Origin of the sequence: Acinetobacter lactucae (assembly GCF_013122135.1) — a bacterium.
In the GTDB taxonomy this organism is placed as follows: Bacteria; Pseudomonadota; Gammaproteobacteria; order Pseudomonadales; family Moraxellaceae; genus Acinetobacter; species Acinetobacter lactucae.
Genome location: NZ_CP053391.1, coordinates 276,600 through 292,710, shown reverse-complemented (window position 1 = coordinate 292,710; position 16,111 = coordinate 276,600). Strand labels below are relative to the sequence as shown.

The following is a 16,111-nucleotide window of genomic DNA, read 5'->3' as shown; positions in this document are numbered from 1 at the left end:
TTCATTTCATTTTTTAGAACCAACTAAACAATGAAGGGAGAACACCGTGTAGTCGCAACTCATCAAAAAGTTGAATTAAGGCCGCAACCCAGATAAACCACACCACCTGCGTCAAAAAAATACGGAAATGCTTCGGCGAAACCTGATAGAACTCAGGCTCTTTAAAATTTTTGAAACTTGGTAAAAAGCGTGGAATTGTCTTTATATAATCTGAATATACAGTTCCATATTTTTCACTGAGGAACGCTTCTTCTTGACGTATAACAAAATGGTAGTAACAGAGAAAATAAAGCGTGAATATTATTGGGAAGATAAACGTCTCTGTAATCAACATGATCCCGACTCCACCCAGATAACTAAACAGATAGAGTGGATTTCTACATAAAGAATAGGGACCGTCTGTCACCAACTTGGCATTCTTAAATCCAGAAATGTAAAGACTGCACCATATTCTTCCCATTACTCCGATGCCCACAAAAAACCATCCAAAGAACCATAAAATATGTTCTATAAATGCCTCTTGGAAATGCCATTTACTAAAACTTAAAGCAAGAATAATAGCTAAAATCAGCCCAATCACTCGGGAGCTCACAGTTCTAACACGGGGGGTAAATAAAATATTCATTTCCATAAACCTCCATCACTGTGAATCATCAGAGATGAGATAACAGATTCATTAAAATGATATTTTTGTTTTCCGGAAAAATTTGACAGAACCTTATATCCCGCCTTGTCATTAACATAAAGACGTGAATGTTTAAGCGAGTAATCTACATAGAAGATTGCTGCGCTTTGTTTGCACATATAATTAAGCATAAGATAACCCTTTGAAATAAATAAATTTCTGGTGGGTTATTTTTCGGCTACCCCACCTATAGCAGGGTTAAGACAGGAGGGGGATTTAAAGAGCCCAGATACGGGGACTGATAAGAATTAGACCAGTAATAGATTTGTGAAAGCTCATGTACACGCACAAAAGGTTCTTGAGCTTGTTGTGCATTTTCAGTCATCAATACATGAAAACATGAAGGTAAATGATCGTGATGATCTTGCCAGCTTAATGGAGCATTATCAGAATTTTCTACAATACCAACATGTTCAGTCTGCATATGGTATGAAGATTGATATACATTTAAATCTGCATGATGACCGAAATGTTGTAATGCCTTTTCCTGATTTTTATGCACGCAAAATGCTGCCGCCACATTCCATAAACTTTGGAATATGAGCAAACTAAACAAGATGGACATAAAAACTGCGGAACGTGGCAAAAGCACACCATTAAACTAAAAAGTTGAACAGAGCCACTATAACAGGCTGTAGGCATGTAATAAAATTACAAAACGTCAATTCACCAATTCACATCTTTTAATTTAAAACTTCTCTCACATTAGTCGAGATAAAAATAATTTCTTTTTGAGTAATCATGATGTACAAACTTTTTTCTGTATCGATATTAACAATGTGCCTTGGATTAACAGGCTGTGCAACGAATCTATTGTCCGCCGCTTTACCAAATGAAACAACTGAAATTAAAACCACCGTTTTAAAAAATGATCAAATTATTGCCTTAGGTCAAACAGTTAAAAATGACCAAGAAGAAGGTTTTGTATTTGTGGGGAAAGACTATAACTATTTAATGACTGACGGTAGCTCAAACCTTTTAAATATTATTAAAAGTATTCCAGCAGAACAGAGAACCTTAAAGACACCATCACCGCTTGTACTTGAAATGGATGATGCTACTCATTTTCATGGCGAGATAACGATTCGTTATAATATTCCCACTTATCAAATAGATGAAAAACAAAAAGAACTTTTAAATACATTAGGTTTTAAAAATCAATTTATGGCGATGGAAAATCAAAAACAAGTTTTCTATCCTTTCACCATAATCCGCTTTAAAGGAAAGATTTATCAAAAAGCAGATAATCAAAAGATTCAACAACAGCTCCCAACTCCCTACCCAGTCGCTCTACAACAAAAAGATGAAATAACCAAGAAACATCCGTTTAAACGTGTAACACGCATGGCTTTGTATCCTCTAGCAATGACCTTTGACGTAATTACAGTAGCCCCATCATTAATCTGGTCAGATTTGCATGGTGACTTTAACAAATAAAATCCTTCACTCTTAAAATAAAAAACCAGCCCGTAGGCTGGTTTTTTTATTAACAGAAATTATCCGCTAATTTTTTTGTATTTAGTACGTTTTTGAACAGCATCTTCACCTAAACGTGACTGACGATAAGCTTCGTATTCTGCATAGTTACCTGTGTAGAATTCTGGCTGTTCATTTTCAAATGACAAGATGTGTGTCGCGATACGGTCAAGGAACCAACGGTCATGCGATACCACCATTACTGTGCCTGGGAATACAAGAATTGCATCCTCAAGCGCACGTAAAGTTTCAATATCCAAGTCGTTTGATGGCTCATCCAGTAAGATAACGTTTGCGCCTTGCTGTAAAATTTTCGCAAGTTGTAAACGGTTACGCTCACCACCAGACAATTCGCCTACGCGTTTTTGCTGGTCTTGGCCTTTGAAGTTAAAGCGACCGATATAAGCACGTGAAGCAATTTCATAATCGCCCACTTTCAAGATATCTAAACCACCAGAAACTTCTTCCCAAACAGTTTTGTTATTGTCTAGGGTGTCACGAATCTGACCTACGTAAGCCACTTTAACTGACTCACCTAAAGTCACAGTACCTGTATCAGGTTGCTGTTCGCCAGTCATCATACGGAATAATGTGGTTTTACCCGCACCGTTTGGACCAACGATACCCACAATTGCTGTTGGAGGTACAGTAAAAGATAAGTTTTCGTACAATACGCGGCCGTCAAATGATTTGCTGATCCCTTCAACTTCCACAACTTTATTACCCAAACGAGGGCCAGGTGGAATGTAGATTTCAGACGTCTCATTACGTTGCTGGAATTCTTTAGAGTTAAGCTCTTCAAAACGCTCCATACGCGCTTTGTTTTTCTTTTGCTGACCTTTCGCATTTGAACGAACCCATTCAAGTTCTTTCTTCAATGCTTTAGCAAAAGATTCTTCTTGCTTCTGCTCTTGTTCTAAACGAGCATTTTTCTGTTCCAACCAAGAAGAGTAATTACCTTGGTAAGGAATACCGTGTCCACGGTCAAGCTCCAAGATCCACTCGGCCACGTTATCTAAGAAATAACGGTCATGCGTAATCGCAACGATTGTGCCAGGGAAATCTTTCAAGAAGCGCTCTAACCAAGATACAGATTCTGCATCTAAATGGTTCGTCGGTTCGTCAAGAAGCAACATGTCTGGCTTTGAAAGCAATAAACGGCAAAGTGCTACACGACGGCGTTCACCACCTGAAAGCTTAGTTACATCTGCATCCCAAGCTGGAAGATTCAAGGCATCCGCCGCGATTTCAAGCTGGTTGTTTAGGTTGTGCGCATCCCAAGCATGGATAATTGATTCTAATTTTTCCTGCTCTTTTGCAAGTGCATCAAAATCAGCATCTGGGTCTGCATATTCTGCAAATACCTGATCAAGACGTTCTAAAGCATCTAAAGCTTCACGTACGCCATCTTCAACGTTACCACGAACGTCTTTAGTCGGATCAAGTGGCGGCTCTTGCTCTAAATAGCCGATTTTAATTCCAGGTTGTGCACGAGCTTCACCAGAGAAATCTTTATCTACGCCAGCCATAATACGAAGCAAGGTAGATTTACCTGCACCGTTCAAACCGAGTACACCAATTTTGGCACCCGGGAAAAATGATAAAGAGATGTCTTTTAAGATTTCGCGCTTTGGCGGAACCATCTTAGACACTCGGTTCATCGTATAAATATATTGGGCCACGCAGGACTCCTCAATTGAAAAACCAATACATCGCATAAGCGATAAATAATCGCGCGTATTATACGCTGAAAACCCCAACAACTTGAAGTTATGATTTCCATCGTACGGATTTATCAAACAATTTTCTTTTTCAATAAGTTGCAAAATGTTTATGGATAAGATTTATACAGCGTTTCAGCGTATATTTTTCTATCTTTATTCCTAAAATTAGAAAACAAACCAGAATTTCTGCAATTTTCTATTTAACTTTTAAGCTAGACTCGCTCAATATTTAACTCACGAAGATGAAGTAATCATGACTTATAAAGATGAAACCTTAGCCATTCACGCAGGCTACTCACCCGAAGCGACAACAAAAGCAGTTGCGGTCCCTATTTATCAGACGACTTCTTATGCATTTGATAATACACAGCACGGTGCCGACCTTTTCGATTTAAAAGTTCAGGGCAATATTTATACCCGGATTATGAACCCGACCACTGCTGTACTTGAACAACGCCTTGCTGCACTTGAAGGTGGAATTGGTGCGTTAGCCTTGGCTTCTGGAATGGCAGCAATTACCTATGCCATCCAAACGATTACAGAAGCAGGAGACAACATTGCCTCAGTCTCAACTTTATATGGCGGGACGTACAATCTATTTGCCCACACATTACCAAAACAAGGCATTGAAGTTCGCTTTTTTGATTATCAACAACCAGAAAGCTTACGTAATTTAATTGATGATAAAACTAAACTTGTTTTTGTTGAATCGATTGGTAATCCACTTGGAAATATCATTGATTTAGAAGCAATTTCAAAAATCGCACATGAATATGGGGTGCCTGTTATCGTCGACAATACTGTTGCCACCCCTGCTTTATTAAAACCATTTGAATATGGTGCCGATATCGTTATCCATTCGCTTACTAAATATATCGGTGGACACGGTAATAGCATTGGTGGTGCGATTGTAGATAGTGGCAAATTCCCTTGGGGTAAATATTCAGATCGCTTTAAAGTTTTAAATACACCTGACCCAAGTTATCACGGGGTGAATTATGTCGAGGCATTAGGTGAGGCTGCTTATATAGCACGAGCTCGCGTTGTACCTTTACGTAATACAGGTGCTGCAATTAGCCCCCTAAGTGTTTTCTTAATTTTACAAGGTTTAGAAACTCTAAATCTCCGCATGGAGCGCCATACTGAAAATGCGCAAAAAATTGCGGAATATTTAAAAACTCATCCAAAAGTAAAATGGGTCAATTACGCAGGTTTAAAAGATCATCCGCAGCACCAGCTTGCTCAAAAATATGTAAAAGGTAAACCTTCTGCAATTTTATCTTTTGGCGTGCAAGATGGTCGTGAAGGTGGTACTCGATTCATTGATGCACTTCAGCTATTTACTCGACTTGTTAATATTGGTGATGCAAAAAGTTTGGCTTGCCACCCTGCAACTACGACTCACCGCCAGCTCAATGAACAAGAGCTGAAATCTGCTGGTGTAAGCGAAGATATGGTTCGTCTGTCCATTGGAATTGAGCATATTGACGACTTAATTGCCGATTTAGAACAAGCACTTTCAGCTGTATAACTTTTAAACTATTCAACAAGCCTCTGGAAATAGAGGCTTTTTTGTTTTTTCATTTATTATATGATTAAAATAATTAATGGATTAAGATCGTATTTTAGAGTTTTTACTCTAAATAAATTGTTAAATTTCATATATTTACAGACTAGACAATTTTTAAACATCTATTAAGATAAGGGCAGTATTTATGAGTTCATCTGGATGAACCTACGGTTGTAAAAAATAAAAATTACATACCGGAATAAATAGTCCCTGCCCCTACTTAGGTAAAATGCTGTGAATAAAAAATTAGAAGCTCTGTTCCAGGAAAAGGTACAAGATAAAGTCATTTTAGTGACAGGCGCCTCGAGTGGAATTGGATTAACGATTTCAAACAAACTTGCTGATGCTGGTGCCCATGTTTTACTGGTTGCCCGTACCCAAGAAACGTTGGAAGAAGTGAAAGCAGATATTGAAAGCCGTGGTGGTAAGGCATCAATTTTCCCATGTGATCTCAACGATATGGAAATGATTGATCAAGTATCTAAAGAAATTTTAGCAACTGTGGATCACATTGATATTTTAATTAATAACGCAGGTCGTTCTATTCGCCGTGCCGTACATGAGTCTTATGATCGTTTTCATGACTTTGAACGCACGATGCAATTGAATTATTTTGGCGCGGTTCGTCTAGTTCTCAATATCTTGCCGCATATGATTCAGCGTAAAGATGGACAAATCATTAACATTAGCTCGATTGGTGTTTTAGCAAACGCAACCCGCTTCTCTGCGTATGTCGCATCTAAAGCCGCTCTTGATGCATTTAGCCGCTGTCTATCTGCCGAAGTTCATGCACACAAAATTGCGATTACTTCAATTTATATGCCATTGGTTCGTACCCCAATGATTGCACCGACTAAAATTTATAAATATGTACCCACACTTTCACCTGAGCAGGCTGCTGACCTAATTGCTTATGCAATTGTGAAACGTCCAAAACGTATGGCAACGAACTTAGGCCGTTTAGCTTCAATGACTTATTCTGTAGCTCCAGGCATCAATAATATGTTTATGTCGATTGGTTTCCGTTTATTCCCAAGTTCGGATGCAGCGAAGGGACAAAAAACCGAGAAATTAAACTGGGCACAAAAAGCTTATGCACGTATTTTCCCAGGTGAACACTGGTAATTTTGAGTTAATCGCATAATCAAAAAAGCGCCTTAATTTAAGGCGCTTTTTTTAATGAAGTTCATATTAGTCAAGAAACTGAACGTGCCCTGTTTTTACATCGTAAATTGCACCCACAATGACAATCTCACCGCGATCAACCATATCTTTAAGCACACTGCTGTTATTAATAATATACTGGATGTTGTAGTGAACATTCATTGCTGTCACTTGGCTAATAAAAGCATTCCCTAATTCACGTGGCTGCATAATGTCATATACGCTATCAACCGAATGCATTAATGGCCCAAGCACATATTGAATGTGTGGCATTTCCTTCACATCGGACACTTGCTTTTGTTCTAGACGTAATTGACATGCACTCGTCACAGCACCGCAATCTGTATGTCCTAAAACCACAATCACTTTAGAGCCTTTAGCCTGACAAGCAAACTCAAGTGAACCCAATACTTTTTGCCCAGCAATATTACCTGCAATTCGTAAGCTAAACAGATCACCAATACCCACATCAAAAATCATTTCGGTAGGTGCACGTGAATCCATACAACCAAGCACTGCTGCAATCGGATGTTGCCCTTCATCTGCAGTAACACGAATTTGTCGATAAATATCTCGTTGAAGACGTTCATTTTTTACAAAACGTTCGTTCCCTTCCTTAAGTAAGTTAACGACCTGCTGTGGACTCAGCTTTTGTTGCAAATCATGTGTACTAATATCAATATCAAGTACTGCATCATCAACATCTTGATAGTGCTGTTTGAACCCAACCAATTTAAGATTTACTTGACGTTTAATGGCAGTTTCACTTTGATAATCTTGAATAACTTGATAGATATCAGGATCGATCGAATCACACTGAGTTGCATCAATAATGAGTTGTTGATGTTTATGTACGTGTTCTAATGCCGAAATCAGCGCAGAACGATTAAGAAAGGTCACTTGTGATGGGAGTTCAATACGAGTAACTACACCATGCAAGCGCTTCTCTCTATAGACACGAATACCTTTATTAAAATTACCATAGAGAATAAAAGCGCTACTGGTGAACAGACCAATTAAAATTCCCATTAAAAGATCGGTCAGTAAAATTGCAACTAAAGTAATAATAAAAGGTAAAAACTGTTTCCAACCTTTTTGATAAAGCTGTTTAAACAGTTTTGGATGGGTAAGCTTAAAACCTGTCAGAATTAAAATTGCAGCCAATGCAGACAGAGGAATCATGTTCATTAATGGCACAAAGAACAAAACTGCCAACAGCAACAATACACCATGAATAATGGTAGAGCATTTACTACGCGCGCCTGTATTTGCATTTACCGAACTACGTACAATCACTGAAGTCACGGGCATTCCACCAATTAAACCCGAAACAATATTGCCTGTACCTTGTGCCCAGAGTTCGCGATTAGGAGGAGAAGAACGTTTCTGTGGATCGATTTTATCTGCTGCTTCTAAATTCAATAATGTTTCTAAAGATGCCACCACAGCTAGAGTAATTGCACCTGTGTAAATCATAGGCTCAGCTAAATAGCTAAAATCAGGAAAAATTAATACTTTTTCAGGTGCTTGTAATATATTAGGCAATTGAATGAGGTTATCAATTTGTACTGCCCATGCAGAGCCCATACTCACTAAAATAAAATTTAAAACTGCTGCGAGTACAACAGCAATCAAAGCCGAAGGTAAAGCTAATTTTTTAAGTGGACTACTATCCCACGCTAAAATTAGGAATAAACTGAGTAAACCAATAAGTGCAGCCCCTTCATCAAAACGTTGAAGGAATGCGTCTGGTGTTGAAGTCCAAACCTGTTTCCATGAAAAATCAGAAAGTCCGAACAGGTAAGGCAATTGTGTCGCAATTAGAATGACACCAATAGCAGCGAGTAATCCTAAAATGACATTATTAGGGATAAAGTTGGCAAAAAATCCTAACTTAAATAATCCAAATAGAATTTGTAGGATACCGGCAAAAATAATACATAATAAAAAGGCGGCATAATTGCCGCCTAGTTGTTCTAACTGTACAAGAATTACGGCAGTCAGCCCTGCCGCTGGGCCTGCAACACTAATGTGAGAACCACTGAGTAAACCCACAATAATGCCGCCTACAATACCTGCAATAATACCAGAGATGATGGGAGCACCCGAGGCTAAAGCAATACCCAAGCACAGCGGTAATGCGACGAGGAATACGACAACTCCGGATAAGAGGTCTTTTAAATGAAATCTATTTTTCAGGTTTAAAACCGACATAAAACAACCATTTATAATAAAAAGAAATAAGCAAAGTTGTACTATTACAGCCTGAAAGAGAATAAATGCTTCAAGGCTGGGTTGATGATGTCGGACAACTGAATCTCATTAAAGTTTAGTTATGCTATAACGTTGTGTATTTAATTGTGTATTTAACAACGATTTGTTGATCTTAAGATTCACCTCATCTTTAGGACTGCGATTTTTCTTAACCGATCTTTAATCCCTCTCAGAAATAATGCTCCACCAATAAAAAAGCCCCCAACAACTGGAGGCTTCTTATCATCTTAAAGACTCTTATTTAGAACCTTTAATTCCTGCTTGCAATAACAATGCACCTAAACCACCAATCTTTTGTTCTTGTGGTTTTTCTTGCTTGTTACGCTGAGGACGTTCAGCTTGATCTTTACGTGGTTGAGGACGTTTACCTTGAGGCTTACGTTCAAAACGTTGTTCGTTATTCTGCTCACGGCGTGGTGGACGCTGTGCTTTTACAGGTGCAGAACCTTCGGCACGCATACTTAAGTTCACGCGATTACGTTCAGCATCAACCTGCATAACACGCACTTGTACAATCTGACCCGGTTTTACAACTTTATGCGGATCAGAAACGAACTCATTCGCTAATTCAGAAATATGAACTAAACCATCCTGATGCACACCAATATCAACAAAGGCACCAAAGTTTGTGACATTAGTAATCACACCTTCAAGCTGCATACCTTCTGTCAATTGACCAACTTCAGTAATATCTTCACGGAATTTAGCAGTACGGAACTCTGGACGTGGGTCACGGCCCGGTTTTTCAAGTTCAGCTAATACGTCTTGAACTGTTGGCAAACCAAATTTGTCATCAACAAATTCATCAGCTTTTACTTGACGAATGATTTCGGTATTACCAATGATGTCTTTCACAGTTGTGGCTTTTGCAGCAACAATTTTCTCAACAAGACCATAACTTTCAGGGTGAACAGCAGAAGCATCTAAAGGTTCAGAACCATTTTGGATACGTAAGAAACCAGCTGCTTGTTCAAAAGTACGCTCGCCTAAACGTGGTACGCTTTTCAAAGCTTGACGGTTATCAAAACGACCATGCTCTTTGCGATACTCAACAATTTGCTGAGCAATCGCTTTATTCAAACCTGCAATGTAAGCCAAGATTGCTGGCGAAGCAGTATTTACATCAACACCAACAGCGTTCACACAGTCTTCAACTACCGCATCAAGTGTTTTAGCCAAACCGGTTTGATTCACATCATGTTGATATTGACCTACACCAATTGATTTCGGATCAATCTTAACAAGTTCAGCAAGAGGATCTTGTAAACGGCGAGCAATCGACACTGCACCACGAATTGAAACATCAAGTTCTGGAAGTTCTGCCGCAGCAAGTTCACTTGCAGAGTAAACAGATGCACCCGCTTCACTTACAGTCACACGTGTTAATTTAAGATCTGTATTTGCAGCCATCATTTCAGCCACTACAGCTTCCGTTTCACGGCTAGCTGTACCGTTACCAATGGCAATAAGCTCTACATTATATTCACGGCATAAACGTGCAAGCTCAGCAATAGAACCTTCTTTATCTTCTTTAGGCGCAAATGGATAAATCGTGCTGTGAGCAAGTACATCCCCTGAATCACTCACGACTGCAAGTTTAACGCCTGTACGAATGCCAGGGTCAACACCTAAAGTCGTACGGCTACCCGCTGGTGCCGATAATAATAAATGACGAAGATTTTCAGCAAATACCTGCATTGCTTCGGCTTCGGCAGTAAGACGTTTCTCTGTCAGCAATGAATGCTCGATTTGAGGACGAACTTTACCCAACCAGAATAATTTAGCAGTTTGCTTTAAGAAGTCCTGACGTGCTTGAGGTTGAATTTGCTCAAGGTTGTATTCAGTTTCGATACGTGCCAATGGTGCATCATCTTCACCATCTACTTTTAAACCTAATACATTTTCTTGACGGCCACGTAACATCGCCAATAAACGATGTGAAGGCAGTTTGTTTAGACCTTCAGAAAATTCAAAGTAATCACGGAATTTTTTACCGACTTCTTTCTTTTCTTCAGAAGCAACTGTACTTTTTAACACTGCAGTTTTTGCAAAAGTTGCTTTTAATTCTGTAGTAAGCGCAATATTTTGTGCCCAATCATCAATTAGAATATGCTGAATCGCATCTAATTGACTTTCAACATCTGGATAGTCTTCGTGACTAAAACCAGCTAATGCTTCTGTCGGGTCAACTTGTTCTGCAATAATTTTTTCAGCAATCGGTCCTAGACCTGCTTCTTTTGCTTTAAAAGACTTACTTGTACGCTTAGGACGATACGGTGCATAAATTTCTTCTAAAGCATTTTTTGTTTCGGCTGCATTCACCCGCGCCAACAAGTCATCACTCAATTTATTCTGTTCTTGCAATGACTGAATAACCTTTTCACGGCGCTCATATAAATCACGTAAATACGCTAAACGAGTATCTAATTGGCGTAACTGCGTATCATCTAAACCTTGTGTTACTTCTTTACGGTAACGGGCAATGAATGGAACACTGGCACCTTCGTCAATTAAGCGGATGGCAGCTTCTACTTGGTTTGGACGTACGGCAAGTTCACTTGCCAACTGCTGAACTAAGTCAGTCATCGTGTTTGATCCCACAAGGATAAAGTTTAAAAGCACTGATTATAAAGACCAAGCCCATAAAATCCACACTTGTTTGCGTATTCAAAACGTTTTTTTGTATTGACTCTGAATATTTATAGTTTTTACGACGATTAGAGCACATAAAAATAGGCGTTTAACTATGAAAAAATTAAGACTGAACCCTACCTTTTAATATTTATAAAATATAAACGTATGACTTGTGTCATGAATATGACAAAAATTTAATATAATTTATGAGAAAATGATCATATTGATACATAGCCCAAAAGATCAAAAGATTGAGGTTGAGCACTGTTTTATTCTTCTAATTTTTCATCAGGTTTAACTATTTGCCCAACTCAACGATTAAAAGCTCTATGATAGTCTATTAAGCCTGATAGAAATAATGCATTTGAAACAATGAGTTATTACTATTGAGGTGTTTAAAAATTATTGAAAATTTAAGTATTTGTTTTTTTTGAGCGGTCTTTGCTAAATTATGGGCTTAAGATGTTGTTTTTTGGTTTCAAACCACCTTGAAAATTGTAATTTTGAGCAAATTGATACATAGTCTAAACAAGAACATCGGCATTATACTGAGGGCTTGTTGGCAATTAGCCTCTCCGACCCAATAATATATAAATTATGACTTTAAAAGGGAGTACATCATGAGTTTAGTTGTACCTGCTGAACATCCTGAAACCGTACACAACGAAACGGATCGTGTCGAACGTATTTTAGTGGTCGATGACGATGTGCGTTTACGTACCCTCTTGCAACGTTTTTTGGAAGATAAAGGCTTTGTTGTAAAAACTGCCCACGATGCTTCGCAAATGGACCGTTTATTACAACGTGAGTTATTTTCACTGATCGTACTCGACTTTATGTTACCGGTTGAAGATGGTTTAAGTATTTGCCGTCGTTTACGCCAATCAAATATTGATACGCCAATCATCATGTTAACAGCACGTGGTAGCGATTCAGACCGTATTGCCGGTCTTGAAGCTGGTGCAGACGATTACTTACCAAAACCATTTAATCCAAATGAGCTTTTAGCACGTATCCGTGCGGTATTACGTCGCCAAGTGCGTGAAGTTCCGGGTGCACCGAGCCAACAAGTTGAAGTAGTTAGCTTTGGTCCATGGTCTTTAGACTTGTCTACCCGTACCCTGACACGCGAAGGTCAAATTGTTACTCTAACAACTGGCGAATTTGCAGTATTAAAAGCATTGGTACAACACCCACGTGAGCCATTAACACGCGATAAATTGATGAACTTAGCGCGTGGCCGTGAATGGGGTGCAATGGAACGTTCAATTGACGTTCAAGTTTCTCGTTTACGTCGTTTGATTGAAGATAACCCTGCACGTGCACGTTACATCCAAACTGTATGGGGTGTGGGCTATGTATTCGTTCCAGATGGTGCTGAATAAGCTTGAGATAAGATAGAGTGAGTTTAGAACCAATCGCCCCACAGAACTTTACCGATTACGTGACCTACTCAGAACGTAAACGGACTCGATGGGAACGTTTTCTCGACAAAATAAAGCCACGTTCTGCTGCCATGCGTACCACTATTCTGGTACTGCTGGTGGTGTTCTTTAGTTTGTTTATGTCGTTATGGTTCTTTTGGCGCACTCTTTATTTACCTGAAATTCAACAACACGCCCGTTATCTTGCAGTCGAACTTGAGCTTGTCAACAATCCTGATATACGAATTTTTCATCGCGAAACTGAAGTAGATGTGGATGCGTGGTTACGTAATCGAGTCGGTATTGAATACGTTACAAACCCCAAAGAATATCCTAGTGTCCGAGACAAGCTTATTGCCGAGTTTTTTACCAATCAGGTTGAAGAAAAACTTGCAAATGAGATCGGGACTAAAGACGTTACCGTCTACTTCCAGTTTAAACCGAGCCCACGCATTTGGATTCAAACTCCTGAAATGCATGGAAACTGGGTTCGTGAGCCTTTAAAAACCTATGCCAACTATAGTCCTGAGCTCTTGGTGGGTTGGGTTGTGGGGGTTCCATTACTGTCCGCTATCATTATTTTGATTTTGGTCAGACAGATGAACCGCCCTCTGCGTCGTTTGCAAAATGCTGCCAATGAATACAGTAAATCCGGAACAGCACCTTACCTTGATACCAATCATGGCCCTTTAGAAATTCGTCAAGTAAACCAAGCCTTTAATCGCATGGTCTACACACTCGATCAGACTGAACGTGAACGACGTATTATGCTGGCAGGTATTTCACATGATTTACGCACCCCGCTTACACGCATACGTTTAACAGCAGAGATGCTGCCTGATGAGTTTTTGCGTGAAGGTTTGGTCTATGACGTAGATGATATGGATGCAATTCTCAATCAATTCATTTCGTATATGCGCGATGGTTCGGATGAGGAATTGAAAGACACCAATATCAACATGCTTTTGCAAGAATTAGTTGTGCAATTTAAACCTCTCGATATTCAATTCGAGATGCAGGATGTACCTATTATTCCGGCACGTAGCCTTTCTTTAAAAAGATTGATTGCCAACTTGATTAATAACGCAAAACGCTATGGCGCTGAACCAATTGAGCTCAGTGCAAAAGTTGAAAATGAATCTATTTTAATTACCGTTGCTGATCATGGTGCAGGCATTCCAGCAGATCAAATTGAAGAGTTAATGCAACCTTTTGTTCGCGGAGACTCGGCAAGAACCATTCAAGGCAGTGGTCTTGGGCTGGCTATTGTTAAACGTATTGTCGATATTCATCATGGCGAGATTCAAATTCATAATCGCCAACAAGGTGGTTTAGAAGTTATTATTTCTTTACCAATCCCAAAACCGAGTACTGAAGAAAATACCACGACGAATCCTTTGGAAAAAATAAAGCAAACATTGAGTGAGCGCTTTTAATTTAATCAATCAGCAATTAAAAGCCTTGTTTTAATAGTAAATAAAAGCAATAAAAATCAATTAAATAAAAACCATAAATATAATTTATACCGCCATTTATTTACAAAATTAGACCTTAGCCTAACATCTATGCACTTTTCAATTTTTCATAGCTAAAATCCCCTATGTTTTGACAATATTGAGGATGTCCAATGTCTTTAAGTCGTATTCGCCTAGCTTCTCTTCATGACAAGGTCATCAGTGCTGAACAAGCTGCGCAATTCATCGAAAATGGAATGACCGTTGGTATGAGTGGTTTTACTCGTGCCGGTGAAGCTAAAGCTGTTCCACAAGCCCTTGTAGAGCATGCAAAGAAAAATCCGTTAAAAATCACGTTAATTACGGGTGCTAGCTTAGGTAATGACTTAGACAAACAACTCACGGAAGCAGGTGTTTTATCTCGTCGTATGCCATTTCAGGTAGACAACACATTACGTCGTGCGATTAACAACGGCGAAGTTATGTTTATTGATCAACATTTATCAGAAACTGTTGAGCAAATGCGTAACCAGCAGCTTAAACGTCCAGACGTTGCGGTGATTGAAGCAATTGCGATTACTGAAGATGGCGGTATTATTCCAACAACTTCTGTAGGTAACTCTGCAAGCTTTGCTATTTTTGCCGAAAAAGTTATTGTTGAAATCAACACATCTTTAAGCGAAAGCTTTGAAGGTTTGCACGACATCTACATTCCGACTTATCGTCCAACACGTACTCCAATTCCATTAACAAAAGTGGATGAGCGTATTGGTACAACAGCAATCCAAATCGATCCTGCAAAAATTGTAGGTATTGTATTTAACGATACACATGACTCACCATCAACCGTAACTCCTCCAGATGATGAGACTCAAGGTATTGCAAACCACCTTATTGCTTTCTTTAACAAAGAAGTTGCAGAAGGCCGTTTACCAAAAAATCTTGGTCCATTACAAGCAGGGATTGGTTCTATTGCCAACGCTGTATTAACAGGTTTAAAAGATTCTGATTTTGAAGACCTCATTATGTACTCAGAAGTACTACAAGACTGTACTTTTGAACTCATTGATGCAGGCAAAATGAAATTTGCTTCTGGTAGCTCAATTACCCTTTCTGCAAAATGTGGCGAAAAAGTTTTTGGCAATATCGAAGCTTACAAAGACAAATTAGTACTTCGTCCACAAGAAATTTCTAACCATCCTGAATTGGTTCGTCGCTTAGGAATTATCGGCATTAACACTGCACTTGAGTTTGATATTTACGGTAACGTGAACTCAACCCACGTATGCGGTACTAAAATGATGAACGGTATTGGTGGTTCAGGTGACTTCGCTCGTAACGCACACTTGGCAATCTTTGTGACTAAATCAATTGCTAAAGGCGGCGATATCTCTTCTATCGTGCCGATGGTGAGCCATGTTGACCATAGTGAACACGACGTTGATATTTTAGTGACAGAGCAAGGTTTAGCAGACTTACGTGGTTTAGCACCTCGTGAGCGTGCTCGCGCTATTATCGATAACTGTGTACACCCACTTTATCGTGGTGCATTAAACGACTACTTTGATCGTGCATGTGCTAAAGGTGGACATACTCCTCACTTACTTCGTGAAGCATTGTCTTGGCATGCAAACTTCGAAGAAACAGGCCAAATGCTTCAAGCAGAACCAGTTGCAAAATCAGCTTAAATCCCTGATTTAATTCAA

13 protein-coding genes are annotated in these 16,111 nt (G+C 39.2%); 7 read left to right on the top strand and 6 right to left on the bottom strand.

All coding sequences use genetic code 11. The annotated features are described in order from the left end of the window. Positions 1–13 precede the first annotated feature (13 nt). The 3 genes from HLV59_RS01380 to HLV59_RS01370 are packed head-to-tail and all read right to left on the bottom strand — an operon-like array spanning position 14 to position 1,271. Complete coding sequence (locus HLV59_RS01380; protein WP_171429172.1) at positions 14–631, bottom strand: methyltransferase family protein; 618 nt, start codon at positions 629–631, stop codon at positions 14–16. Next, entirely contained in the window at positions 622–816 is a 195-nt protein-coding gene (locus HLV59_RS01375) for a hypothetical protein (RefSeq protein ID WP_031946965.1), read from the bottom strand. The genes HLV59_RS01380 and HLV59_RS01375 overlap by 10 nt, the downstream gene beginning before the upstream one ends. A 56-nt stretch (positions 817–872) precedes the next feature. Continuing rightward, the gene (locus tag HLV59_RS01370) at positions 873–1,271 is read right to left on the bottom strand and encodes a cation efflux protein, CzcI-like (RefSeq protein WP_216606751.1); all 399 of its coding nucleotides are present in this window, start codon (positions 1,269–1,271) and stop codon (positions 873–875) included. Between the two features lie 158 nt (positions 1,272–1,429). Here HLV59_RS01370 and HLV59_RS01365 point away from each other — a divergent pair, with 158 nt between their 5' ends. Continuing rightward, on the top strand, positions 1,430–2,122 hold the full coding sequence (locus HLV59_RS01365) for a YidX family protein (protein ID WP_171430562.1): 693 nt from the start codon (positions 1,430–1,432) through the stop codon (positions 2,120–2,122). A 59-nt stretch (positions 2,123–2,181) separates the two neighbouring features. Here the strand turns inward: HLV59_RS01365 and ettA are convergent, their stop codons facing one another. Further along, positions 2,182–3,843: an energy-dependent translational throttle protein EttA gene (ettA, locus tag HLV59_RS01360; RefSeq protein WP_005067029.1), complete on the bottom strand. Its 1,662-nt coding sequence runs from the start codon at positions 3,841–3,843 to the stop codon at positions 2,182–2,184. Between the two features lie 295 nt (positions 3,844–4,138). Here ettA and HLV59_RS01355 point away from each other — a divergent pair, with 295 nt between their 5' ends. Together HLV59_RS01355 and HLV59_RS01350 are read left to right on the top strand one after the other, a co-directional pair. Continuing rightward, positions 4,139–5,416, top strand: a complete 1,278-nt coding sequence (locus HLV59_RS01355) for an O-acetylhomoserine aminocarboxypropyltransferase/cysteine synthase family protein (RefSeq protein WP_031949531.1) — start codon at positions 4,139–4,141, stop codon at positions 5,414–5,416. Positions 5,417–5,689: 273 nt separating this feature from the next. After that, the gene (locus HLV59_RS01350; protein ID WP_016142855.1) at positions 5,690–6,580 is read left to right on the top strand and encodes an SDR family NAD(P)-dependent oxidoreductase; all 891 of its coding nucleotides are present in this window, start codon (positions 5,690–5,692) and stop codon (positions 6,578–6,580) included. A 66-nt stretch (positions 6,581–6,646) separates the two neighbouring features. On the opposite strand, the gene HLV59_RS01345 is transcribed toward HLV59_RS01350, so the two are convergent. Next, positions 6,647–8,833: a SulP family inorganic anion transporter gene (locus HLV59_RS01345; RefSeq protein ID WP_171429171.1), complete on the bottom strand. Its 2,187-nt coding sequence runs from the start codon at positions 8,831–8,833 to the stop codon at positions 6,647–6,649. Between the two features lie 297 nt (positions 8,834–9,130). Continuing rightward, a complete protein-coding gene (locus HLV59_RS01340; RefSeq protein WP_031949534.1) occupies positions 9,131–11,479 on the bottom strand; it encodes a Tex family protein in 2,349 nt (782 codons plus the stop codon). A gap of 668 nt (positions 11,480–12,147) precedes the next feature. Here HLV59_RS01340 and ompR point away from each other — a divergent pair. From ompR to HLV59_RS01320, 4 genes are read left to right on the top strand one after another with little or no spacing between them, the layout of a single operon-like run. Beyond that, positions 12,148–12,912 (top strand): osmolarity response regulator transcription factor OmpR, encoded by a 765-nt coding sequence (gene ompR / locus HLV59_RS01335; protein WP_000060753.1) that lies wholly within the window; start codon positions 12,148–12,150, stop codon positions 12,910–12,912. A gap of 17 nt (positions 12,913–12,929) precedes the next feature. After that, positions 12,930–14,387, top strand: coding sequence for an ATP-binding protein (locus HLV59_RS01330; RefSeq protein ID WP_171429170.1), 1,458 nt, complete (start codon positions 12,930–12,932; stop codon positions 14,385–14,387). A gap of 33 nt (positions 14,388–14,420) precedes the next feature. Further along, entirely contained in the window at positions 14,421–14,543 is a 123-nt protein-coding gene (locus HLV59_RS01325) for a hypothetical protein (RefSeq protein ID WP_080648735.1), read from the top strand. A 35-nt stretch (positions 14,544–14,578) separates the two neighbouring features. Continuing rightward, on the top strand, positions 14,579–16,093 hold the full coding sequence (locus HLV59_RS01320) for an acetyl-CoA hydrolase/transferase family protein (RefSeq protein ID WP_016142851.1): 1,515 nt from the start codon (positions 14,579–14,581) through the stop codon (positions 16,091–16,093). Positions 16,094–16,111 lie beyond the last annotated feature (18 nt).